The sequence below is a fragment of the Rhizobium sp. Leaf384 genome (assembly GCF_001424065.1).
Taxonomy (GTDB): Bacteria; Pseudomonadota; Alphaproteobacteria; order Rhizobiales; family Rhizobiaceae; genus Ferranicluibacter.
On sequence record NZ_LMQE01000005.1, the window covers coordinates 86,973 to 111,597 of the forward strand.

19 protein-coding genes are annotated in these 24,625 nt (G+C 64.3%); 13 read left to right on the top strand and 6 right to left on the bottom strand.

What is annotated here, in order from left to right:
- Positions 1-47 precede the first annotated feature (47 nt).
- Positions 48-812: an SDR family oxidoreductase gene (locus ASG25_RS08875; protein WP_062472682.1), complete on the top strand. Its 765-nt coding sequence runs from the start codon at positions 48-50 to the stop codon at positions 810-812.
- A 255-nt stretch (positions 813-1,067) separates the two neighbouring features.
- Positions 1,068-1,748 carry a CHASE3 domain-containing protein gene (locus tag ASG25_RS08880; RefSeq protein WP_062472684.1) on the top strand — a complete coding sequence of 227 codons (681 nt, stop codon included), beginning with the start codon at positions 1,068-1,070 and terminating at the stop codon, positions 1,746-1,748.
- A 52-nt stretch (positions 1,749-1,800) separates the two neighbouring features.
- On the opposite strand, the gene ASG25_RS08885 is transcribed toward ASG25_RS08880, so the two are convergent.
- Positions 1,801-3,201: an MFS transporter gene (locus ASG25_RS08885; RefSeq protein WP_062472686.1), complete on the bottom strand. Its 1,401-nt coding sequence runs from the start codon at positions 3,199-3,201 to the stop codon at positions 1,801-1,803.
- A 246-nt stretch (positions 3,202-3,447) separates the two neighbouring features.
- Here ASG25_RS08885 and ASG25_RS08890 point away from each other — a divergent pair, with 246 nt between their 5' ends.
- The 7 genes from ASG25_RS08890 (at position 3,448) to ASG25_RS08925 (ending at position 12,774) form a co-directional block, all read left to right on the top strand.
- Complete coding sequence (locus ASG25_RS08890) at positions 3,448-6,009, top strand: FAD-dependent oxidoreductase (protein ID WP_062472688.1); 2,562 nt, start codon at positions 3,448-3,450, stop codon at positions 6,007-6,009.
- A 244-nt stretch (positions 6,010-6,253) separates the two neighbouring features.
- The gene (locus ASG25_RS08900) at positions 6,254-6,628 is read left to right on the top strand and encodes a hypothetical protein (RefSeq protein WP_062472692.1); all 375 of its coding nucleotides are present in this window, start codon (positions 6,254-6,256) and stop codon (positions 6,626-6,628) included.
- A gap of 160 nt (positions 6,629-6,788) precedes the next feature.
- Complete coding sequence (locus tag ASG25_RS08905) at positions 6,789-8,201, top strand: PepSY domain-containing protein (RefSeq protein WP_062472694.1); 1,413 nt, start codon at positions 6,789-6,791, stop codon at positions 8,199-8,201.
- A gap of 247 nt (positions 8,202-8,448) precedes the next feature.
- On the top strand, positions 8,449-10,215 hold the full coding sequence (locus ASG25_RS08910) for an alkaline phosphatase (protein ID WP_062472696.1): 1,767 nt from the start codon (positions 8,449-8,451) through the stop codon (positions 10,213-10,215).
- Between the two features lie 147 nt (positions 10,216-10,362).
- Entirely contained in the window at positions 10,363-10,821 is a 459-nt protein-coding gene (locus ASG25_RS08915; protein WP_062472698.1) for a hypothetical protein, read from the top strand.
- 4 nt (positions 10,822-10,825) lie between these two features.
- Positions 10,826-11,509: an ATP-binding cassette domain-containing protein gene (locus ASG25_RS08920; protein ID WP_062472700.1), complete on the top strand. Its 684-nt coding sequence runs from the start codon at positions 10,826-10,828 to the stop codon at positions 11,507-11,509.
- Positions 11,506-12,774: an ABC transporter permease gene (locus tag ASG25_RS08925; RefSeq protein WP_062472702.1), complete on the top strand. Its 1,269-nt coding sequence runs from the start codon at positions 11,506-11,508 to the stop codon at positions 12,772-12,774. Before ASG25_RS08920 ends, ASG25_RS08925 begins: the two co-directional genes overlap by 4 nt.
- 98 nt (positions 12,775-12,872) lie before the next feature.
- Here ASG25_RS08925 and ASG25_RS08930 read toward each other — a convergent pair whose 3' ends face one another.
- Positions 12,873-13,343 (bottom strand): PaaI family thioesterase, encoded by a 471-nt coding sequence (locus ASG25_RS08930; protein WP_062472704.1) that lies wholly within the window; start codon positions 13,341-13,343, stop codon positions 12,873-12,875.
- A 603-nt stretch (positions 13,344-13,946) separates the two neighbouring features.
- Between ASG25_RS08930 and ASG25_RS08935 the strand changes: the two genes are divergently transcribed.
- The 4 genes from ASG25_RS08935 (at position 13,947) to ASG25_RS08950 (ending at position 19,025) form a co-directional block, all read left to right on the top strand.
- Positions 13,947-16,277 carry a glycoside hydrolase family 3 N-terminal domain-containing protein gene (locus tag ASG25_RS08935; RefSeq protein WP_200942769.1) on the top strand — a complete coding sequence of 777 codons (2,331 nt, stop codon included), beginning with the start codon at positions 13,947-13,949 and terminating at the stop codon, positions 16,275-16,277.
- A gap of 308 nt (positions 16,278-16,585) precedes the next feature.
- Positions 16,586-17,917: a TadE/TadG family type IV pilus assembly protein gene (locus tag ASG25_RS08940; protein ID WP_244479400.1), complete on the top strand. Its 1,332-nt coding sequence runs from the start codon at positions 16,586-16,588 to the stop codon at positions 17,915-17,917.
- Positions 17,914-18,441 carry a TadE/TadG family type IV pilus assembly protein gene (locus tag ASG25_RS08945; protein ID WP_062472710.1) on the top strand — a complete coding sequence of 176 codons (528 nt, stop codon included), beginning with the start codon at positions 17,914-17,916 and terminating at the stop codon, positions 18,439-18,441. The genes ASG25_RS08940 and ASG25_RS08945 overlap by 4 nt, the downstream gene beginning before the upstream one ends.
- On the top strand, positions 18,441-19,025 hold the full coding sequence (locus tag ASG25_RS08950; RefSeq protein ID WP_082480022.1) for a TadE/TadG family type IV pilus assembly protein: 585 nt from the start codon (positions 18,441-18,443) through the stop codon (positions 19,023-19,025). The genes ASG25_RS08945 and ASG25_RS08950 overlap by 1 nt, the downstream gene beginning before the upstream one ends.
- A 60-nt stretch (positions 19,026-19,085) precedes the next feature.
- Here ASG25_RS08950 and ASG25_RS08955 read toward each other — a convergent pair whose 3' ends face one another.
- The 4 genes from ASG25_RS08955 to ASG25_RS08970 all read right to left on the bottom strand — a co-directional run bounded on the left by ASG25_RS08955 (position 19,086) and on the right by ASG25_RS08970 (position 24,455).
- Positions 19,086-20,324 carry an MFS transporter gene (locus tag ASG25_RS08955; protein ID WP_062472712.1) on the bottom strand — a complete coding sequence of 413 codons (1,239 nt, stop codon included), beginning with the start codon at positions 20,322-20,324 and terminating at the stop codon, positions 19,086-19,088.
- 127 nt (positions 20,325-20,451) lie between these two features.
- Entirely contained in the window at positions 20,452-21,771 is a 1,320-nt protein-coding gene (gene glcF, locus ASG25_RS08960; RefSeq protein ID WP_062472714.1) for a glycolate oxidase subunit GlcF, read from the bottom strand.
- Between the two features lie 3 nt (positions 21,772-21,774).
- Complete coding sequence (gene glcE / locus ASG25_RS08965; protein ID WP_062472716.1) at positions 21,775-23,019, bottom strand: glycolate oxidase subunit GlcE; 1,245 nt, start codon at positions 23,017-23,019, stop codon at positions 21,775-21,777.
- Positions 23,016-24,455, bottom strand: a complete 1,440-nt coding sequence (locus ASG25_RS08970; RefSeq protein ID WP_062472718.1) for an FAD-linked oxidase C-terminal domain-containing protein — start codon at positions 24,453-24,455, stop codon at positions 23,016-23,018. Before ASG25_RS08970 ends, glcE begins: the two co-directional genes overlap by 4 nt.
- Between the last annotated feature and the right edge of the window lie 170 nt (positions 24,456-24,625).

Sequence of the window (24,625 nt, forward strand, 5' to 3'; positions counted from 1 at the left end):
CTTCGATGCACAATCAACGCCAACCTATCCATTGTGCGAGGCAGACCATGAAAACCAGCGGAAACACCATTCTCGTGACCGGCGGCGCGTCCGGAATCGGGCGCGAACTGGCGCAGCGATTTCACGCCCAGGGCAACACCGTCATCATCGCCGGGCGCCGACAGGAGCGCCTGGACGAGGTCGCCGCGGCCCATGACGGGATCGTCGGCTATGCGCTCGATATTGCGGATCCCGCAAGCATCGACGCTTTCGCAGAGACGGTCGTCCGCCATCATCCGGAGATCAATGTTCTCATCAACAATGCCGGCGTGATGATGTTCGAGGACCTGACGCGGTCGCGCGATCTTGCCGATGCGGAATCCACCATCGCGACCAATCTCCTTGGCCCGATCCGGTTGACCAACGCCCTGATCGATCATCTGACGACACGGCCCGACGCCGCGATCGTCAACGTCACCTCCGGTCTCGCCTTCGTGCCCCTCATCGCGACGCCGACCTATTCCGCAACGAAGGCTGCGATGCATTCCTACACGGTGAGTTTGCGGGAAGCGCTCAAGGGCAAGGTCGAGGTCATCGAGCTTGCGCCACCCGCCGTGCAGACCGAGCTGACGCCGGGGCAATCGACACGCGAGGGCTACATGCCGCTTGGCGATTTCATGGACGAGGTCATGGCGCTGTTCTCGCGGCAGCCGACACCGGCCGAGATTCTTGTCGAGAAGGTCGGTTTCCTCCGCTTTGCCGAGGCAGAGAAACGCTTCGATCCGACACTCGCGGCCGTGAACGATTTTGCGCGCAAGGCACGCGAAGGCTAGCACGCGTCTGCGGGCCCGCAGCGCGGCCGGGATCGACGGACGGGGCGAAGGGCAGAGGCGAACAAGCAGGGAAGAAGGGCGCTCCATTATATTTTTGCCCTTTGCGATGAACCAGCTTGTCCGCAGAGGTCCTTGTCCCACTTCATCTCCCACGATACGGCGTTCTCAGGGACATCGTACGGTTGACGGTCACGGATCGGTCGTTGTCGGCGGAGCGCCGGCGACAGCCCGGGCGGCCATGGGAGATCCAGAACGATGAACTTCTCCTGGGGTGCGCTGCGTGCCAGATACCTGACGACGCCGGTTCTGCTGCGGTCGATACCGGTCGGCGTCGTGATCGCCGCCGGTGTTGTCGCAACGACCTGGACGCATATGCTCCTCAGCGATCATCAGGACCTCGTCGTTCATACCTATGAGGCGATCGATACGACCAAGGATGTGCTGATCGGCCTCGACGATGCCGAGACGGGACAGCGTGGCTACCTGTTGAGTGGCGACCGCCGATACCTCGAACCCTACGACAAAGCCCTGACACGACTGTCCGATCTGCGGCGCAGCTTGCGATCGCACATCTCAGACAATGCCGAACAGATCAAACGGGTGGAGACGCTCGGCGGAATGATCGACGAGAAGCTCGGCGAACTCAAGCGATCGATCGCGGCTCATGACGCGGACGGTTTCGCGGCGGCCCGGCAGTTGGAAATCGCCATGATGGAGCGCGCTACGATGGACGACATCCGCCGCGTGATCGGTTCGATCACGGAGAACGAGAAGGCGCTCCTCTCGGCGCGGCAGTCGGAGGTCGACCGTGACGAAGCGCGGATCCGGATCGTTGCAATCCTGGTCGGTCTCGCGTCGTTCCTGACGCGTGCGGCAATCGAGCTTTACCTCGGCCGGAGAGAGCGGGTCGCTGCGAGCCGCGAGCGACGGCAATAAGCGCCCCGGCCGGCTGGCGGGGCGCTTGCGACCGGAGGTGCGCTGGCCGCGATCAGTCGCCGGCGCAGGCGGCTGCAACCTTCTTCATCGACACAAGCCAGATGGCCAATCCGCAGACGGCAAAGCCTGCCAGCGTCAGATAGGCCGCCGAAAATCCGTAATGGGAGACGATGACGCCGGCGATCGCAGGGCTGAGGGACGCGCCGACGCCCTGCACGGTCATGACGGCGCCGAGGCCGGCATTGATGTGGCCCGTGCCCTTCAGCATGCGCGCCACGAGACCGGGCACAGCCACCCCGAGGAGGCCGGCACCGACGCCGTCGAGCATCTGGACCGGGATGAGCGCATAGGGGCTCGGCCAGAGACCGGCGATCAACCCGCGAACGGGCAACGCCACCAGGGCCGCGGCGAGAAGCAGGAAATAGCCGCGCCGTCCCGCAAAGCCGGCCGCGAGAAGGGCAATCGGGATCATCGTCAATTGGGCGATGATCACGGTCGCGGCCGTGTAGGAGACGGGGTCCGACAGGAGGCTCTGCAGAGACGACGGCTGGCTGACCGGCTGGGCTGCGGGCTGGCCCGGCTTGCTCTGCCCCGGAGGCAGCGTGGTCGCGGCATCGGCCTTTCCGCCTGCATTTGCAGGGTCCGTCGTCCCGCCCTTGGCCGGCGCGGTGGAATTCTCCGCCTGGGTCGCGACCTGCTGCCCGAGGAGCGGAAGCATGGCGCCGTTGCCGAAATGGAAGAGCATGAGCGTCGCGGCGAGGATCAGCAGGGGCGTCGATTTCCAAAGGACGCTGAAGCCGGATGGCGCGTCGGCGTCCTGGCCCGCCTTTTTCTCGATCCCGCGCGCGGCATCATGGTCGATGTCGCCGGGCCGGATCATCAAGACGGCGATGATCGAGCCCGCGGCCATGGCCGTCATCAGGATGAACACGGCGGTGAGCCCGAATTCATAGCCGAAGAAACCGGCGCCAGCCGCCGCAAAGACGTTGCCGCCGTGATTCCAGGCCTCGTTTCGTCCGAGCTGCGGGGCGAGCCCCTTCTGTCCGACGAGACCGAGCGTCAGGCCGGCAACGGCGGGACCGATGGCGGCCCCTGCGATGCCTGTCGCGATCTGCGAGGCCGCGACGAAGGTCAGGGTGGGAACGAAGAGAATGGCCAGCGACGCGATGATGACCAGGGCTGCGCAGAACCCGACCATGAAGCGCTTTGCCTTGGAGGCATCCGCAAGCGCGCCAAGCGGCGTGGTCGCCAGCATGCCGGCAATGCCGCCGATCGTCATGACGACGCCGATGGTCGCCGTGCTCCATCCCTGGCCGATCAGGAAGATGCCGAGGAACGGTCCGAGTCCGTCGCGGACGTCGGCGAGGAAGAAGTTGACGGCGCTGAGGGCTTTCACCGACCGCGACCGAGGTTCTACAGGCGCCACATGTGCGCTTGCCGCCATTGTACTCATCGGGGAGTTCCTGTGCTGGACGGAGTGTCGGTAAGAATTCGCTTCGAAACGCGCAGGGCGATCAAAGGTTTCTCATAAAGCGCCTGTTTATCAACGTGCTGCTTTCATGGCGGACGAGACGGGGCGGAGACGTCGCAGATGGACCCTGCACCACCGTTTTTCGCGGCCAGTCCTTGTCGCTTTCAGATCAGGCGTCGCACGGGCTAAGCTCTACAATCGCACGAGATCAGAGACACGGGGCAGGCAATGGCAGAGTTTCCAAGCAGGGCAAAGGTCGTCATCATCGGGCTCGGCGGCATCGTCGGTGCTTCCATCGCGCATCATCTCGTCGAGCGCGGTTGGGACGATATCGTCGGCATCGACAAGTCGGGCATCCCGACCGATATCGGCTCGACGGCGCATGCCTCGGACTTCTGCTACACGACCAGCCATGATTACCTTTCGGTCTGGACCACGCAGTACTCGATCGATTTCTACGAAAAGATGGGTCACTATGCCCGCATCGGCGGCCTCGAAGTGGCTCGCACCGGCGACGACAGCTGGATGGAGGAAATCAAGCGCAAGCTGTCCTCCGCCAAGGCCTTCGGCACGCGGGCGCATTACGTCAGCCCCTCGGAAATCAAGCAGATGTTTCCGCTGATCGAGGAAGACCAGGTCCAGGGCGGCCTCTTCGATCCGGACGCCGGCCTCGTCATTCCGCGGTCGCAGACCGTCGCCGGCAAGCTGATCGATGCCGCTGAAAAATCCGGCAAGCTGAAGATCTTCGGCAACACGCCGGCAACGTCGCTGATCGTCGAACACGGCCGTATCAAGGGCGTTGTCACGCATCGCGGAACGATTCTCGCCGATCACGTCATCGTCTGCGCCGGCATCTGGGGACGCCTGATTGCGGAAATGGTGGGCGAGGACCTGCCGGTCATGCCGGTCGATCACCCGCTGACCTTCTTCGGCCCCTACAATGAATTTGCCGGCACCGGCAAGGAAATCGGCTTTCCGCTGCTGCGCGACCAGGGCAATTCCGCCTATATGCGCGACACCGGCGATCCGAACACGACCGAGGGCGGACAGATCGAGTGGGGCTATTACGAGGCCGACAACCCGCGCCTCTGTCATCCCCGCGAGATCCTCGAAAAGCATGAAGCACGCCTCTCACCCTCGCAGCGCGATCTCGACATGGAGCAGATCCTTACGCCGCTGGAGCGCGCGATGGAGCTGACGCCGATCCTCGGCGAACTCGGCTACAACGAAGGGCACTCGTTCAACGGCCTCCTGCAGGTTTCCGCCGCCGGAGGTCCGTCTTGCGGGGAAAGCCAGAAGGTGCGCGGCCTCTGGTACTGCGTGGCCATCTGGGTCAAGGACGGTCCGGGCTACGGCAAGCTGATCGCCGACTGGATGACCGATGGGCGCACCGAAATCGACCATAGCTCGATCGACTATGCCCGCTTCTACCCGCATCAGCTGACGGAAGCGTTCATCGAGGGCCGCAGTTACGAGGCGGCGCAGAAGATCTATTTCCCGGCGATTCATCCGCGCGAGCCCTACGCCTCGGGCCGTGGCGCCAAGCGCTCTCCCTTCCACGAGCGTGAAAAGGAACTGGGCGGCTATTTCATGGAGCTCGGCGGCTGGGAGCGGGCCCATGGCTACAAGGCCAATGAGCACCTGCTCGAAACCTATGGCGACCGGGTGCCGGTGCGCGAGAACGAGTGGGACAACCGACACTTCTGGCGGGTCTCCAACGCCGAGCATCTGGCGATGAGCGAGGATTGCGGTATCGTCAACCTGTCGCATTTCCACATGGTGGACATCACGGGGCCCGATCATGTCGACCTCCTCGAATGGCTTTGCGCCGCCAAGATCGGCGGCGACGGCAACATCGGCAAGGGCATCTACACGCACTTCCTCGATGACGAGGGCATGGTTCGTGCCGACTTTACGGTGATCCGCATGGCCGACCGCTGCCGCCTCATCAATGGCGCAGATGCGGGCCCGCGCGATTTCCACTACATGAAACGCGTCGCGCAGGATCGCGGCCTCGACGTGACCATCACCGACGTCTCGGAAGCGTTCACGACCATCGGGATCTGGGGTCCGAACGCGCGCGAAACGCTGAAGAAGGTCGTCGCCGATCCTGCCGCGCTCGATCCCGAAAAGTTCGCCTTCGCGGCGATCAAGCCGATCGAGATCGCGGGCGTGACCGTGACGGCCTTCCGCATTTCCTATGTCGGCGAGCAGGGCTGGGAACTGCACATGAAGTACGAAGACGGCCTGGCCGTCTGGGACGCGCTGCGCGCAACCGGCGTGATGGCCTTCGGGGTGGAAACCTACGCGAATTCCCGCCGCATGGAAAAGAGCCTGCGTCTGCAGAATGCCGACCTCCTGACGCAGTACAATCTGATCGAGGCGGATCTGGCCCGTCCGAAGGTCAAGGAGGCGGATTTCCGCGGCAAGGCGAAGCACCTCGAATACAAGGCGCGACCGCATCAACCCGCCATGCTCTGCACGCTGGTCATGACGGAGAACACGGACGCGAACGGGGTCAAGCGTTATCCGCTCGGATCGCTGCCGGTCATCGATCCGGAAACGGGCACCGTGCTGGTCGACGATCTCGGTCGCCGCTCCTACACGACCTCGATCGCCTACGGTCCGACGATCGGCAAGAACATTGCGCTCGCCTATATCCCGCAGTCGCATTGCGTCGTCGGGCGAACCCTGACCGTCGAGTACTTCAACGAAAGCTACCCGGTCGAGATCGTCGCTGTGGGCTACAAGCCGCTCTATGACCCCGAGAACCTCAAGCCGAGAAGCTGAGGCTCTGCTTGCCGGATCTCGGCGCGGCCGCCTTTCAGTTTGAGGCGGCTGCCCTTTTCGGGAGAACGACCCGTTGGAAGACCGCGCCGATCGCGCGGCACGATACTGGCGGGAAGCGGTTGGCGCGGCTCGGTCCTGGCAAAGCTCGCCGCGAGCAACATGCGTCGCCGCAGTCGCCAGAACACGCGCTCTTGCTCCAAAATGTCGCGATGACAGGCGAGATGGAGTGTGTCATTCCTGAGGCATGACATTTCTGCGCCGGATCATCGAAGACAGGCAGACGGGAGGGCTCTTCGGCGTCCTGCTCGCTTTGTCCTTTGCGATCCAGACGCTGATCGTTGGATGGTCCAGTGCCGCGATGGCGGCGCCGGATCCCCTCTCGGTCCTCTGCGTGTCGGAACAGGGCGCGCATCGCCCGGCCGATGGCCATCATCAGGATTGCCCCTGCAGCACGCTCTGCCATGCCGGCGTGCACGTGCAGTCCCTTCTGGCACCCGTCGACGATACCGGCCTGCCGATCCGGTTTTCTGTCTTTATCGACGAACCCGTCGACGTCGCCACGCCGCTGTCCGCCATTGTGGATGTCAGGCGCTACGACGCCCAAGGGCCGCCCGCCTGATCCGGAAAAGCAACTGACGGGCTGGCGGCCCGCCTCATCCGAGCTGAAGACGTCCGCCGCGGCGCGTGTTTCCACGCCGGCCGATGTCTCGGCTTCACGCTTTTTCCGCCGATCCGCGCGCTGTTCTGCGCCGGTCTGCGCACCCGTTCCAGGATTGACCATGACTGATGTCACCCCATCGCGGCCGGCGGGCGATTCCGCGCCGTCTGTCGACCTCTACCGCGCCATCTGGCGATGGCACTTCTATGCCGGCCTGATCGCCGTTCCCTTCATGATCCTGCTGGCCGTCACCGGTTCGCTCTATCTCTTCCGCGACGAAATCGACCGCTCGGCCTTCGCCCATCGCACGGTCGTCGCTCTGGAATCGACGCCGCAACAGGCGCCGAGCGCTCTCATTGGCCGTGCGCGGACGGCTGTCCCGGCAGCGCGGGTAAAGGCCTACCGGCCTCCCGCCGATCCGACCTCCTCGGCACGCGTCACCCTCGAAACGGCGGATGGCGCAGCCTACGTGTTCCTGAACCCCTATTCCGGCGCGATCCTCGCCACGATGTTGAAACGAGAGGAATTCAACGAGGTGGTGCGCAAGCTGCACAGCCTTGAATATTTCGGTCCCTATGCCAATCGTCTCATCGAGGCGATGGCCGGATTCGCTATCATCCTCGTCATCTCCGGGTTTTATCTCTGGTGGCCGCGGCGGCAGACCGGCGGGGTGCTGAGCGTGCGGGGGACACCGTCGCGTCGCGTGTTCTGGCGTGACACCCATGCCGTCACCGGGGCTGTCGCCGGCGGTCTGATCGCCTTCCTCGCGCTGTCGGGCCTGCCCTGGTCGTCCTTCTGGGGCGGCAAGCTGACGGAACTGGCGGTGGCGACCGGCACGGGGTATCCCGCGGCGCTCTGGGATGCCGTTCCGACATCCAACGAGCACGCTCAGCATGCCCTGCAGACCGTCGGATGGACGATGGAGGCCTCGCCGATGCCGATGTCGCATCCCATGACGGGCGATGGCACGATGACAGCCGAACCGATGGGAAAGGGCGCGGAGGCCGCCCCTCTCGGCATCGACAGGATCGTAGAGATCGCACACGCGCGCGGCCTGGCACCGGGGTTCGAGGTCACGCTTCCAGACGACGCGACCGGCGTCTTCACGACGGCCGTCTTTCCCGACGACCTTTCAAAGGTACGCACGATTCATATCGATCAGTATAGTGGGAAACCTCTGGTCGATATCGGCTATGCCGACTACGGTCCGCTCGCCAAGATCACCGAGTTCGGGATCAACATCCACATGGGCCAGCAGTTCGGACGTGTGAACCAGCTCCTGATGCTGGCGACCTGCCTCGCAGTCATCCTGTCCTCGGTGGCCGCCGTCGTGATGTGGCTGAAGCGCCGGCCGGCCGGCCGCCTTGGCGTGCCACCCTATCCCACGAGCCGCAGGGTCTACGGCGTCCTCTGGGGCATGGCGGTGGTCTTCGGCGTGATGTTTCCGCTCTCGGGCCTGCTGATCGTCGCCATGGTCGGGATAGACATCCTCGTGATCCGACGGGTGCCCGTCTTGAGGCGGACATTCGCCTGACGCTCGGGACACGTACCTTGCGGACGGATGAATAGCAGCGATGCGGCAGCCAAAGGAGATTGCCGCGTCGCTTCACGATGTCGACGATCAAACAGACAGAATGGCCGCCGGCGCCGCGCGCACGCGCACCTCGAAGGGCGCGCGACGATCGCTCGGCTTGAGCGAGGGGGCCTGACCATCATCCCACCGTCACACAGGACGGTTAAGGCTGCCGCAAACAGTCTCACGCGATCCGAACGAGGTTATCATGCGGACCCTTCTTGCTGCGCTCGTCGCAACCACCATTCTTGCCGGCACGGCCCAGGCCACGACGGTCTATCCGCTTCCGCGCGCAACGATCCTTGCCGGATCGCCCTTCGACTTCAAGGTCGAGCTGCCCGGCGTGGTGAAGGCCGATGACGTGAAGATCACGGTCAACGGGGAGGATTATGTCGCAGCTCTCGGATCGGCTGCGGCGTTCGTGGCTGAAGAGAAGGGCAAGGAGGACAAGGTCCTCGGTTCCGCCCTGATCCTGCGCGGGGCGCGGATCCTCAAGGCCGGCAGCTACAAGGTCGATGTCACGGCGGGCGGCGAAACGAAATCGGTGACGTGGGAGGTCTACGACACCATCGCCCAGCCCAAGGCGAAGAACGTGATCTTCCTTCTCGGCGACGGTCTGTCCGTCGCGCATCGGACGGGCGCCCGCATCATGTCCAAGGGCATGACGGAGGGCAAAGCCAACGGTCGCCTCGCCATGGACGATCTCGATCACATGGCCTTCGTGGGGACGTCGGCAACGGATGCGATCGCGACCGACAGCGCCAATACGATGTCGGCCTACATGACGGGGCACAAGACCGCCGTCAACGCGCTCGGCGTCTATGCCGACCGGACACCGGCAAGCCTCGATGATCCCAAGGTCGAGACGATTGCGGAAGCCCTGCGCCGCACCACCAAGAAAGCGATCGGTGTCGTGTCGACTGCCGAGATCGAGGATGCGACACCGGCCGCCGTCGTCGCCCACACGCGCAAACGCGCCGACAAGGCCGATATCGTCGGCATGTTCTACGCCGTTCAGCCGGACGTCATCCTCGGCGGCGGCTCCGCCTATTTCCTCCCGCAGGCGACGCCGGGCTCCAAGCGCAAGGACGACAAGGATTACATCCAGCTGTTCAAGGACGCCGGCTATGCGCTGGCGACCGACAAGACGGAGCTTGCGGCCTCCTCCGGAACGAACGCGGCCAAGCTTCTCGGGCTGTTCCACACAGGCAACATGGATACGGTCCTCGACCGGGACTTCCTCAAGAAGGGAACCGTTGCCAAATTCCCCAACCAGCCGGGCCTTGTCGACATGACGAACGCCGCGCTGACCCAACTCTCCCGGAACCAGGAGGGGTTCTTCCTGATGGTGGAAGGCGCGTCGATCGACAAGATGTCCCACCCCATGGACTGGGACCGAGCCATGTACGAGACGATTGAGTTCGACAAGGCCGTCGCCGTCGCGCGCGACTTCGCCGCCAAAAATCCGGAGACGCTGATCGTCGTCACCGGCGACCACACGCATGGCATGTCCATCGTCGGCACGATCGACGACGAAAAGCCGGGCACCGAGATGCGCCAGAAGGTCGGCGTCTACGCCGATGCCGGCTTCCCGAACTACGAGGACAAGGACGGGGACGGCTATCCGGACAAGGTCGACCCGACGCGCCGTCTTGCTGTCTTCTCCAGCAACTTCCCGGATTACTACGAGACGTTCCGTCCGAAGCTTGAAGGCCCGTTCGAGCCGACGGTTCAGAATGAAAAGAAGGAGTATGTCGCCAACCCGGCCTACAAGGACGTCCCCGGTGCCGTTCTGCGCGAGGGCAATCTGCCGCGGGCCTCGGAAAGCGCCGTCCACGCCGTGGACGACGTCGTGCTTCAGGCGAGCGGTCCCGGTGCCGAAGCGTTCAAGGGCTATTTGGAAGAAAGCGACATCTACCGGGTTCTTGCCGACACGCTCGCCCTCGGCGCACCCGACAAGATCGGCGCGAAATAGCGGCGATCCGGCCTGGGCGCGGCCGTCCGGTGCGCATGGGCTTGCCGGACGGCCTCGCCGCTGTTCATGCCGGTCGATCGAGGTTGGGGCGGCCTTGCTTTAAATGGATATGGTCGGGCGCGTCCGCCGCCCGCTCGAGGAAACGCGATGACGAAGACGAAGCCCATGCGACGCCGTACCCTGCTTGGCCTGCTCGCCGCCTTGCCGGTGCTGACGAGAGTGCCGCGGGCCCATGCTGCCACGGAGGTCGGCTTCGATGATCTCTATGGCAGCGTCGGCGTGCTGGGTCTGACCTTCTCCGATACGGTCAAAAGGCTGAACGGGCAAAGCGTGACGATGAGCGGGTTCATGGCGCCGCCCCTCAAGGCCGAGGCGACCTTCTTCGTCCTCACCGAAATTCCCATGTCGATCTGCCCCTTCTGCTCGTCCGACTCGGATTGGCCGGACAATATCGTGGTTGTCTATCTCGACGCGGCACAGACCTTCGTTCAGCCGGGGACGCGGATCTCCGTTTCCGGCATGCTCGACGTCGGTACGTGGACCGACCCCGAGACGGGCTTCGTCAGCCGCCTGCGCCTTCGAAGCGCCCGATACTGGTCGGTGTGAACCCATGCTGTCCCTGACCCTCAAGGATATCTCGGTTTCCTATCCGGGCCTCGGTGCACCGGTTCTCGCCATCCCGCATCTTGAGGTCGGTGCCGGCGAGATCCTTGCGGTCACGGGCGCTTCGGGCTCCGGCAAGAGCACCTTCGTGAACGTCATTTCAGGATTGGAGCCTCTCCGGGAGGGGCGGGTCGATTGGAGTGGCACCGATCTCGCGGGTCTTGCGGAGCATCGGCGCGACCGATGGCGCGGGACGCATGTCGGGCTCGTCATGCAGGACTTCCATCTGTTCCCCGGCTTGTCGGCGCTCGACAATGTGCTGCTGCCGGCGCGCCTCGCTTCGGAGGCGTCCGCGGCCGTCAAGCGCCGGGCACGCGATCTCCTGGCCAGCACGGGTCTCGAGCGGCCGAGCCAAGCGGTCGAGACGATGTCGCGCGGCGAAATGCAGCGGGTCGCTCTTGCGCGCGCGCTCGTGCGTGCACCGGGCGTCGTCATTGCCGACGAGCCGACAGCCAGCCTTGACGAGGCGAGCGGGCAGATCGTCGCGGACCTTCTGGTCGGTCTCACCGGGGCGGTCGGCGCAACGCTGATCGTGGTCTCGCACGATCCGGGGCTCATCGCGCGCCTGCCGCGGCGGATCACGCTCCAGAGCGGGAATATCACGCAGGATAGCCGGGCGGTGACGCCATGATCGGGTTCATCCTCGCCGATATGCGCCGCCACAAGGCCGGAACGCTTGCCATCCTCCTTCTTGTGGCCGTTGCCGTGGCGCTGGCCGTCTCCGTGATTCTGCAGGAGCGCGCCCTTCGGCTCGGAAGCGCGCGCGCAGCCAATGCCTTCGACCTCGTGATCGGAGCCGCCGGGAGCGAGACGCAGCTGGTGCTCTCCTCGATCTTTCTTCAGGCGGCCCCCCTGCCGCTCATGGACGGCGCCGTGTTCCAGCGGCTGGCGACCGATCCGCGCGTCGCCTTTGCCGCACCGATCGGTTTTGGTGACAGTTTTGCAGGCTATCCACTGGTCGGCACATCGTCAGCGCTTGTCGCCCATCTTTCGCCGCAGCTGCAGGAGGGGGCGGGTTTCCGCCGGGAGGGTGATGCCGTCATCGGCGCGGCGGTCGATCTGGCCATGGCCGCCGTGATCAAGCCGATGCATGGCACGGCCGAAGGCGGGGGCCATACCCATACCGGGATCGCCTATTCCGTCGTCGGCCGGATGAAGCCCACGGGCACTCCCTGGGACCGGGCCATCCTCGTTCCGATCCAGGCGGTGTGGGACCTGCATGGCATGGGTCACGCCGAGGCGGATCATGCGGAGGCCGAAGGTGAACAGGCCAAACATTCGTCGGCCGGACCTGCAATCGACGACCTGGAGCACAGTGCCGATCCCGCGGCCGCTCTCGACGAGGACTGGGCGGAGCATGCCGCCGGACTTCCGGCCGTGCTGGTCAAGCCGAGGACCATCGCCGACGCGTACAAACTTCGCCAGGAATATCGCTCCGGCACGACGCTCGCCGTCTTTCCCGGCGAGGTTCTAACACGTCTCTATGCAACGCTTGGAGACGCCAAGGTTCTCCTGCTCGCCGTCGCGATCGGCACGCAGGCCCTGATCGCCGCCGCCCTGCTCCTGGTGACGATCATGCATGTCGCGCAGCGTCGGCGTCAGATCGGGGCGCTTCGCGCCTTTGGTGCGCCGCGCACGGTCGTGTTCCGGATCATCTGGTGTCAGCTCTTCGCCATCGTCCTAGCCGGTATTTTTCTTGGCTTCGGCCTTGGCTATCTCGCTTCCGAGATCATTGGCAACATTGTCTCCCGACAGAACGGCTTTACGATGCCCGTGATGTTCGACAGTGAGGATATCGTCTTTGCGGCCTCGGTCGTGGCGTTTGCCGCCGTGCTCGCCGTGGTCCCGGCCGTGCTTGCCTACCGCCAGTCACCGGCCGCGGCCCTGAAAGGCTAGGACCCGCCGGCGCCGCCAAGTGATGATGGCGCCGTTCGACCGCAAGCGGGACGGGCGATCGCGGCCTGCTGTGCAGGGATGCCGTCAGCTGGCCACCGTCAGACGGCCGCCGTCGGCCGCTCGATCGCAAAGACCAGCAGCGTCGATGTGGCACTGGCGCAGAGCTTGCCGTCCCGATCGGTCAGCGTTGCTTCGGCGAACGCGGCGCGCCGCCCGATCGACAAAACCCGTCCTTCCGCGCGAACGGGACCGCTCGCCTCGGTCAGCGGACGATGATAGGCGATCTTGAGTTCCAGCGTCGTATAGCCTTGGTCGGCCGCCAGCCTGGAGTGGACGGCGCAGCCGCAGGCACTGTCGAGCAGGGTGGCGGCATATCCGCCGTGGACCGAACCGATCGGATTGTAGACGCTGCGATCCGGGTTTCCTTCAAAGACGGCGCGTCCCTCCGCGATCTCGGTCAGGACGAACCGCATCGTATGGTTGATGGGCGGAGGCGTGTTCGCCGCCAGCAGGGCCTGTAATTGCTCGAGACCCGAGAGTCCCGCTTGATTGTTCCGGAAGACGTCCATCCTTGTTCCTGTTCAACGAGAGTGCGGAGATGCGGGGCGAGATCAAAGGCGGATAAGAGGCAGAGGGGGTAAAAGTCGGCACGCTCTTACGCGGACGGCCGCTGCTTACGCACGTTATGTCAGCTCACGTGCATTTTTTTTCGCGGCTCACCGGAAGCCTCAGCTTTAATATGATGATGATCATTTAACAAGGCCACGCATCTACGGTTACGAGCGGATAAAATACGCGGTAGTCAAAAAAACCTACTGATTTATTTGCGTTTTTTGTAAAGAAACGCCGACGAACAACCCTGAAACTCTTCGCAAGATGCACGACGAAAGACGACGACTTAGCTTCACGCGCGCGTCATGTGGTCCAAAATGGGACGTGTTTTGATCGTGTTCGGGGAATAAGTACGGAATTTAGGGTGGATGTTCGTGGTCGGTACATCAAGAAATCTGCGCTCAAGCTCTTGTTTCCTTGGTACTACACTACCTTGGCATGTTGACGGTTGCAGATATTCTTGTTAATCCTTCGTCACCATACGCCATGCTTCAATCACAATCAGGCCTGCAACGATGAGCGCACTGTATAAAGACCCTTCACACCCTATCGAACGACGCGTGGCTGATCTTGTCGGTCGAATGACCCTCGACGAAAAGATCGCACAGATGCACGCCTTCTGGTTGTTCCTGTCGGAAGATGGGCGGCACGATGTGCGCACGGACGAATTCACGGGTGCTGCCGATGCGGACAGTCTGAAGACGAAGCTCTCTCTCGGTCTCGGGCAGATCACGCGGCCCCTCGGCAGTCGCCCCGTCGCTCCGCTTGCCGGCGTTCGCGCCCTGAACAGCCTTCAGAAATTCCTCGTGGAGGAAACCCGGCTCGGCATTCCCGTGATCTCCCATGAGGAATGCCTGTCGGGCATCATGGCGCAGGGCGGCACGCTGTTTCCCTCGTCGCTTGCCTTCGGTGCGACCTTCGATCCGGCGCTGATCGAGGAGGTGGGGAAGGTCATCGGCCAGGAAGCACGCTCGATCGGCTGCCGCCAGGGACTTGCCCCGGTCCTCGACGTGGCCCGCGACGCTCGGTGGGGGCGGACGGAGGAAACGTTCGGCGAAGATCCCTATCTCGTCGGTCTCATGGCCTCCAGCTATGTCCGCGGCCTGCAGGGCCGGGACCGCGACTTCCTGGCGACGCTCAAGCATTATGCCGGCCACTCTCTTTCGGAAGGCGCGCGCAATCATGCGCCGGTCAATCTTGGCTGGCGGGAGTTGAACGACACCTTTCTTCTTCCCTTCGAGATGGCCGTGCGGCTGGCGGACGCCGGATCGGTCATGCCGGCCTATCACGATATCGATGGCGAACCGTGCCACGCCTCGCATCATCTCCTGACGAAGGTGCTGCGGTCGGACTGGGGTTTCGACGGGCTGGTCGTTGCCGACTACATCGGCGTCAGCCTGCTCTACAAGCATCACGGCGTCGCCGGCGATCCTGCCGAAGCTGCTGCCCTGGCCTTCAATGCGGGTCTCGACATCGAACTGCCGGGCGACGACTGCGCCCGGCATCTCAAGCAGGCCCTGGACCGCGGTCTGATCGCCGTCGATACGATCGACGAGATCGTCCGGCGGATCCTGACCGAAAAGATGCGCCTCGGACTTTTCGAAAAGCCTTTCACCGACGAAGCCGGGATCGCGCTGCAGACCCCGGAGGCGATCGACGTCGCCCGTCGGGTGGCCGACCAGTCCGTCGTCATCCTGTCCAATGATGGTCTCCTGCCGCTGGCCGAAAACCGGACGATCGCGTTGATCGGCCCGACGGCGGACGATCCGCTGGCGCTGCTCGGAGATTACGCGTTCCCGGTTCACCTGATCGTCAGCGATCTCACGGACGCCGCAACGGCTGTCGTCACGCCGCGCGCTGCGTTCGAGGCGCGCTTCGGCAAGGAGCGGATCCGCTACGCGAAGGGCTGCCATATTCTGGAGGGCCGTCAGTCCGGTGCGCCGGTTTTCCCGGGCGATGTTCCCGACATGACCACACTCTCGCAGGCCTCTCCGGTCTCCACGAGTCTCGATCTCATCCCGGCCGCCGTCGAGGCCGCTCGACAGGCCGATGTCGCAATCGTCTGCGTCGGAGATCTTTCCGGTATCTTCCAGACCGGGACCGTGGGCGAGGGCTCGGACACCGATACTCTGGCGCTGCCGGGCGTTCAGCAAGCCTTGCTGGAGGCCGTCGTGGAAACGGGGACACCCGTCGTCGCGGTCATCACATCCGGACGGCCCTACACGCTCGGCGGGCTCGAGGACCGTGTTGCCGCCCAGGTGATGGCCTTCTTCGGCGGGCAGGAAGGCGGTCCGGCCCTGTGCGATGTGCTTACCGGCGCCGTCGAGCCTTCCGGCCGGCTGACCGTCTCTGTCCCCCGCAGCGCCGGCGCCTCGCCCTACTTCTATAACCACAAGTTCAAGAGCGCAGGTACGCCCGTTGCCCGTCATTTCGGCAGCCGCTATCCCTTCGGCCACGGGCTCTCCTACACAGCCTTCGTCTACGAGGACCTGACGCTCGACCGGACCCGCGTTGAAAGCGAGGGCGGCAGCGTCGGCGTCTCCTTCACCCTGCGAAATGCCGGGGACAGGGCCGGGTTCGATGTGCCCCAGCTCTATGTCCGCGACATCCAGAGTTCGGTCGTTCGTCCGATCAAGGAACTGAAAGCCTTCAAGCGCGTCTATCTCGAGCCCGGCGAAAGTGCCCACGTCACCTTCCGCGTTCCCACCGATATGCTGTCCTTTACGGGGCCAGAGGGCATCCGCATCGTCGAGGCGGGCACGTTCGAGCTCATGGTCGGCAGCTCGAGCGCGGCGATCCGGCTGCGGAGCCAGATCGAAGTTGAGGGCCCGGTGCGCCGTATTCAGGACAATTGGAACATGGTCAGTCGGGCCTATGTCTGCCACCCATAGGCGTCCATCTCAAAGTAAGACTTTGTATGGGCACCTTGTAGCGATGTTTCGAGGAATACGAGCCGCGCGCATCTATACTGGCGCGCGAGTCCCGTCGAAATGTGCAACGGGACACGGACAGGCATTGTGGCGGTAACGCGTGGTCGTTCTGCGTGAGAGCATCTTCCGGCTGTAAAGTCGGAACCGGTAAAATAGTTGGAAGGCGAATACTGTTTAGTAAGCATCGGCTGTTATTGATGGGGGGGATACTGCCTTCCAATCCACGGATGCCGATCGTGACTTACAGGCTTTCCAGACCGTTCCGATATCTGACGTCCGTCGCTGCGCGACTTGCCGGCAACACGAAGGGTAACGTCGCCGTAACGGTTGCGCTCTCCCTGGTGCCGATGATTCTCGCCGTCGGTGCGAGCATCGACTATATCCGGTCGTACAATGCCCGACAGAGCATGCAGAGCGATCTCGACGCCGCGTTGATCGCCGCCGTCAAGCAGATCGATACGGAAGATCCGACCGTTCTCAAGGGGAAGATCGCCGACTGGTTCCATGCCCAGGCGGATAGCGGCTATGTCCTCGGCGCTGTCTCGATCGACGTCTCCAACCACCGCATCACGGCAACGGCGAGCGGCGCGGTGCCGACGACCCTGATGAAGATCGCGAGCGTCAACTCCGTTGCCGTCAGCGTGGAAAGCGCCGTGCAGGGGCCGTCCACCTCCTATCTCAACGTCTATGTGGTCCTCGACAAGTCGCCGTCCATGCTGCTTGCAGCGACGGCCGCCGGGCAGCAGACGATGTATGACGGCGTGGGCTGCCAGTTCGCCTGCCACACCGGCGACCAGCACACGGTCAACGGCGTTCGCTACGCCGACAACTATACCTACAGCGTCGCCAAGAACATCAAGCTGCGCGCAGGCGTGTCCGTCGATGCCGTCGGACAGGTGCTGGATCTGATCGACAAGGCGGACCAGAATCATGCGAGGATCAAGGTCGGCCTCTATTCGATCGGAGATACCGCGACCGAAGTCCTCGCGCCGACGTCGGATACATCCACCGCCCGCAAGCGTCTGACCGATGACAGCTATGGACTGACAGCGGCGACCTCGACGACCTACACCTATTTCGATGTGGCGCTGGCCGCTCTGGAAAAGAAGGTCGGAGCAGGTGGCGACGGTACGTCGGCATCCAACCCGCTGAAACTGGTGCTACTGCTGACCGATGGGGTCCAGTCGCAACGCGAATGGGTGACGGACGGCGTCAAATGGAGCGGGAGCCGGATTTCATCGCCGGGCTGGTACTGGAACAAGGTCGCGCCGATGAACCCGGCCTGGTGCGCGCCGATCAAGAAGCAGGCTGCGACGATTGCCGTGCTGTACACCGAATACCTGCCGATCACGAGCGACTGGGGCTATAACAGCACCGTGGGGGCGACGATGGCGAGCGCCGACTGGCGCAAGACTTGGGGCGGCGTGATGAACAGCGCCGTGCCCACCAGCATCTCGCGGCGGGACTATATTCCATACGCGCTGACAGATTGTGCGTCGTCCAAGAGCCTCTTCATCGGGGCGTCCTCGTCGGCCGACATCACCGCCGGCCTGTCCGCTCTGTTCAAGCAATATCTCAGCTCCGTTCGGTTGACCCAATGATGGCCCGGCGCGCGACACGCTTCATCCGCCGCTTCTTCGCCGATCGCACGGGCGTGGCGGCCATCGAATTTGCTCTCGTGGCCTTGCCGCTTTTCGTCATTCTTTTCGGGATCATCGAGGTGTCCCTGATGTTCTTCGTCGATGCGAGCCTCGATGCTTCGGTGCGCAAGGTTTCGCGGACCATTCGCACCGGGCAGGTGGCCGCGGCCGCGGTGTCTCTCGGCGACTTCAAGTCCAAGATCTGCGGCGAGATGTCCCTGCTGTTCAACTGCACGGACAATCTGCTGGTCCGTGTTGCCGTTGTTTCCGATCTCGCGTCGATCGCGGCCGCCGATCCCATCGGTCCTGGCGGTACCCTTGCCGTCAACGAGAGCTTCAATCCAGGCAGGACGAGCGACTATGTCCTCGTCCAGGCCTTCCTCCCCTGGACCGCCATCAGCTTCTTTTCGCTTTCCAATGCGCGATTGGCGGATGGCCGTTACCTCCTTGGGTCCGCCGTCCTCTTTCGTAACGAGCCGTTCTGATGATCCAGCACGAACATCTGCCACGCTGCCGTCGGCTGACCACGCTGCTGCGGGGATTTGCCGTGCGTCGCGAGGGCACGTCGGGCGTGGAGTTCGCTCTGGTGCTCCCCATCCTGCTCGCGCTCCTCGCGGGGACGGCCGATCTCGGCCACGCCTTGACGGTCAGCCGGAAGATGGACGAAATCACGGCGACGACCGGCGACATGATCTCGCAGCAGGGGACCTGGACCAAGCTCGATGTCGACAAGCTTCTGGCAGGCGCCAGTTTCATCGTGCAGCCCTACAGCGTGTCAACGCTGAAGATCACCGTGGCGGTGGAGGATGTCGTCCCAGGCGGCGCAGCGGTCGTCAACTGGTCAGCGGGGTTCAACACGCCGCCGCTTGCGGCCGGCTCGAAAAGCACCGTCTCTGTTCCTGCAAACATTCAGCAGGCAGGCGTCCAGGTTGTCCTGACGCGGGCGCAGTATACGCTGACCACGCCGGTCTCGGCGTTTTTCGCCTATTTCACCGGGTCCAGCGGCTACAGCTTCGATCGCTATTTCTTCAATCGCCCGCGGGCTTCGGACACGATCACCTACAACTAAAGATCTTGTTTTGATGCAGGTCGTCTCCCGAAACCGCTGCACACGTTCGGGCGACATGCATTAGTGCTGCGGATCGACCTGTCGTGCCCGGGGCGGCTTGCCGGACCAGACAAAGGCCGCGCCGGCGAGGAGAAGGATGCTTGTGCCGAGGAACACGACCCGCATGCCGATATGGCCTCCGATGAAACCGCCGAGGAGCGGACCCGCGACCTGGCCGACATATTGAGAGGACACGGAGAGGCCGAGCGCGGTGCCGGCGGATTGATCCGGCACCCCGTGGCGGATGACAGCGGCGATGCAGGGCAGGAGCCCGCCGAGCGCAATCCCCATCAGGAAGCGAAGCAGGAGCAACTGCCAGGCGCTCGTCACGAAGGCCTGCGGCAACAAGAGCACGCCGGCCGCAACGAGAGCGCCGGCAATGACCGGCCAGTGGCCGATCCGATCGGCAAGATGCCCGAGCCGTGAGGCCGACAGGATGCTGCCGAAGGCGGCAGCCGACATGACGACGCCCGCCCACATCGTCACCGTCTCCGGCCTTTCGACCAGCTGCGCCAAGTAGACGGTGATGATGGGCTCGATCGACATGTTGGCGAGCATCAGCAACATGCCCGTTGCCAGCATGGCGAGAACGGGCGCCTTGTCCGGTATGGCGGCCCAGCCGGAACCCGCCTTCGCCGCTTGCCGGCGGCCGGGCACGCTTTCCTCCCGGATAAGGAATGTCGTTGCGAGGAAGGCAAGGAAGATCAGGCCGCCGGCTGCAAGGAACGTGTTGCGGATCCCGATCATCGGGGGCAGCACGCCGCCGATCAACGGGCCCACGAGATTGCCGGCCATGATGCCGGAGGAGAGCATGCCGAGCGCCCAGGCCGACCGGTCCCGCGGCGTCTGCGTGGCCACGAGCACCATGGATCCCGAGGAATAGCCTCCCGCGAGGCCGACAAACAGCCGCAGGGCCACAAGCTGCCAGACATTCTCGGCGACCCCCATCAGCCCGATCGCGATCGTCATGCCGAGGCTTGCCCGCACCAGCATCAGCTTGCGCCCGTAGATATCGCCGAGACGCCCCCAAAGCGGCGCGACCAGCGCCGCTGCAAAAAAGGTGGCGCCATAGGCGATCCCCGACCACTGCACGATGGCGGCGTGATCGCGCACGCCGAGTTCCTCGACATACAGCGGGAGGAACGGGAGCAGCAGCGTCATGGCGACGATCGTGGTGAACGAGCCGGCGAGCGAGACGACAAGGTTTCGCCTCCAGTGGATCGAGCCGCCGGCGACCGCTCCCGGTTTTGCTTCCGTCATGATTTCTGCCTGTTGGAGGTGAGCATCCCCCTACAGCGCCCTCTTACCGGAGGCAAGGCCTTGGAGACGAGGCCTCGGAGGCGATGCCGCCGAGCCCGATGGTCGGGATCGCATGAGAGCACGACGATCAGGGCAGGTCCGGATGATCTAACGTTTTGCCCGTCAATTTTGCGGGCTTCGGCCCGCCATAGGCCCAGTCGAGCAGTTCCACCGTATGAACGACCGGGATCACGGTTCCCGAGCCGATCTGTGTCAGGCAGCCGATGTTTCCGGCCGCGATCACATCGGGCTTGGTCGCTTCGAGATGCCGGACCTTTCGCTGCTTGAGCGTGGCCGAGATGTCCGGCTGAAGGATGTTGTAGGTTCCGGCCGAGCCACAGCAGAGATGGCCCTCTGCGGGGTCGCGCACGGTGAAGCCCGCCGCCTTGAGAAGCGCCTTCGGCAGCGCGGTGATCTTCTGGCCGTGCTGGAGCGAACAGGCGGAATGATAGGCGACGACGAGGTCGCGTTTCGGAAGGGTTTCCAGCTCCAATGTCGAAAGATACTCGGTGATGTCCCTCGCAAGCGCCGATACCCGTGCCGCCATGTCCGCATAGAGCGGATCATGGCGCAGCATGTGCCCGTAGTCCTTGACCGTCGTGCCGCACCCCGACGCGGTGATGAGGATACCGTCCACCCCGCCTGCATCGATCTCTCGCATCCAGGCGTCGATGTTGCGGCGGGCAAAATCGAGCGCCCGGGGTTCACGCCCCATGTGGTGGACCAGCGCGCCGCAGCAGCCTTCGCCCTTCGGCGCGGCGACCGCAATGCCGCGCCGGGTCAGGAGCCGGATCGTCGCCGCGTTGATACCGGGATCAAGCGCGGGCTGCGCGCAGCCCTCGAGCAGGATCACGCGGCCGCGGGCGGGCCGGGCTTCGCGCAGGGCGGGCGTCGGCAGCCGCACGGCTGCCCGAGGGGGCGCCAGTTCAAGCATGGCGGACAGCGGGACGAGAGGCTTCACGCGCCGCAGCAGCGGGGCCAGAGGCCGTGCGATACGCGCAAGCGCAAGCGCCGCACGGAAGCGGGCAGGATAGGGCAGGACCGCTGCGAGCAGGCCGCGGATCATCCGGTCTGCCAAAGGGCGTTTGTAGGTCTGTTCGATATGCACCCGCGCATGGTCGATCAGGTGCATGTAGTCGACGCCGGACGGACAGGTCGTCGTGCAGGCGAGGCAGGAGAGACAGCGATCGATATGGGTCACGACCTCGCGATCCGCCGGTCGGTCGTTCTCGAGCATGTCCTTGATGAGGTAGATGCGCCCGCGCGGGCTGTCGAGTTCGTTGCCGAGCGTCACATAGGTCGGGCAGGTTGCCGTGCAGAAGCCGCAATGGACGCAGCGCCGCAGGATCTTCTCGGATTCTGCGACCTGCGGATCGGCCAGCTGTTCGGGCGTGAAGGATGTCTGCATCTCTTATCCTGTCATCCCCATCGATCCCGCCTTTGGCCGCACGACCGGCGCCATCCTTCCGGGCGAGAAGATGCCCGCCGGATCGAGCTTGCCCTTGATCCGTGCGGAGAGGGCGGCAACTGGCTCCGGTTCCGGCTCGAAGGCGGACATCCCAGATCGCTGATGATCCGATGCGCGGATCAGCGTCGCATGCCCGCCGCCGACCGAGGCGATCGCCCGGCGCACGACATCGGCCAACGGTTCGCCAGACATTTCAAGCCAGACGAGACCGCCCTGCCAGTCGTAGAGCGCATCGATCTCGACATGCTGACGGAGCGCGGCGACCAGTCGATGGCCCGCCGTCGGCGCGACAGACACCCGCCACAAAGGCCGATCCTGCCGTGCCTGCAACGGCGCGACGTCGCGCACGGCATGCCACAGCCGCGTGCTGGTCGAAGCGTCGAGCACCTCGACGGGTGCGAAGGCGGAAAGCCTCGCCGCAAGCGACGTGACCCTTACCTCGACCGATGCCGAAAGACCTTCGAGACGCAGAGCCGTGACGGCGTTCGCGGTGCCGAGACTGTCGGAGATGCCGTTGGCCAGTGCCTTTGGGATGTGTGCCGCGCCGGAAACATCGGCGGCCTGGGCCATCGCGGCCGCCATCGCCTGGCTGGCCTCGGCGTCGTCGAGATGGCGAAGAAGGATGGTCGCCTCGGTTTCCGGGCGCGGCAAGACCCGGAAGGTCACTTCGGTGACGAAGCCCAGCGTGCCGTGCGATCCCGCGAGCAGCTTGACGAGGTCGAGCCCGGTCACGTTCTTCATCACGCGTCCTCCGGCACGGATCGCCTCGCCACGCCCGTTGACGAAACGCAAGCCGAGAAGGCTGTCGCGCGCGGCGCCGGCTGAGAGACGGCGCGGGCCCGAGGCATTGGACAGGAAAACGCCGCCGATGGTCGGCTCGCCCTGCGTGTTCATGATGCCGCGATGGTCCACCGGCTCGAAGGCGAGCATCTGGGCGTTGGCATCAAGGAGCGCTGCAATATCGGAGAGCGGGGTCCCGGCCTTCGCCGTCATGACCATCTCGCCCGGATCGTAATCGATGACCCCGGCAAGGCCGGCCGACGTTACGACCATATCGGCCTCGACGCGATTGCCGAGACCGGCGCGCGTGTTGCTGCCGACGAGAGATAGCGGCATCCGTACCCCGGCCGCGTGCCGGATCATCTCGCAGGCCTCCGCTTCGCTTTGCGGACGATGAACATCGCTCATGCGGCTGGCCGCCCCTCGAGCGGAAAGACCTTGGAGGGGTTCAGCAGCCAATCGGGGTCGAAGGCATAGCGGACGGCCATCTGCTGGGCGAGATCGACATCTGAGAACTGGAAGCGCATCAGGTCGCGCTTCTCGATCCCGACACCGTGCTCGCCCGTCAGGCATCCGCCTGCCTCCACGCAGACTTTCAGGATCTCGTTGCCCGCCTCTTCGGCCTTTGCGGCTTTCTCGAGATTGTTGGCGTCGAACAGGATGAGCGGATGCATGTTGCCATCGCCGGCATGGAAGACATTGGCGACGCGCAGACCGAGCGCGGTGCAGATCTCGTCTGTCCGCTGCAGCACATGGGACAGTTTGCCGAGCGGTACCGTGCCGTCCATGCAGATATAGTCGGCGATGCGGCCCGTCGCGCCGAAGGCCGACTTGCGGCCCTTCCAGATCAGGGCGGCTTCGGTCGCCGACTGACTTTCGCGCACCGTCATCACGCCGTGGCGGCGGGCGATCGTCACGATGGCAGCGAGCATCGCCTCCATCTCGGCTTCCGACCCCTCGACTTCGATGATGAGCAACGCGCCGACATGGAGGGGATAGCCGGCCTTGGCGAAGGCTTCGCAGATCTCGATCGCCTGGCGGTCCATGAACTCGATCGCGACGGGGATGATGCCCGCGCCGATGACGTCGGCAACGCAGGCGCCGGCCTCTTGCGATGTGGCAAAACCGAAGAGCACGGGCCGGGCGCCCTCGGCTTTTGCGAGGATGCGCACCGTGGCTTCGGTGACGATGCCGAGCTGCCCCTCCGAGCCGCAGACGAGCCCAAGCAGGTCGTAGCCTGCCGCATCGAGATGCTTGCCGCCGAGCGTGATGACGGTGCCGTCCATCAGCACCATGGTTACACCAAGCAGATTGTTGGTGGTCACGCCGTATTTCAGGCAGTGCGCGCCGCCGGAGTTCATGCCGATGTTGCCGCCGATCGTGCAGGCAAGCTGGGAACTCGGATCCGGCGCGTAGAAGAAGCCGTCGGGTCCGACCGTCTCGGAGATCGAGAGGTTGGTGACGCCGGCCTGCACGCGCGCAACGCGATTTTCGAGATCGATGTCCAGAATGGCGGACATGCGGGAAAGACCGAGGACGACGGCATCCGGCTGTGGAATGGCCCCGCCGCACAGCGACGTCCCTGCACCGCGCGGGACGACCGGAATGCCATGGCGGTTGCAGTATCGCAGGACGTCGGACACTTCCTGCGTCGTGCGGGGCAGGGCAACGGCAAGCGGCAGTTGCCGATAGGCGACATAGGCATCGGTTTCGAACGGAACCAGTTCGCGCGCCTCGTGCACTAGTCCACCGTCCGGCAGTAGGGCGGAGAGATCGGTGATGATCTGCGCCCGTTGCGACAGGACCCCGGCCCGCGGCGGCAGGAACGCGATGGTTTGCGACACGGTCTCTCCTCCCCGTGGACGATGCTGCTCGCATCCATGGAGGCGATTATAGGGATCCTGCGGTTCTGCGCGAGAGGAATTGCGGATCGGGCGATAAATCCTTCGCGGCGGCGACGATCGCGATCCCGGATACGCTGACGCGTCGTCGGGAGAGGCGACGACGCGGGTGT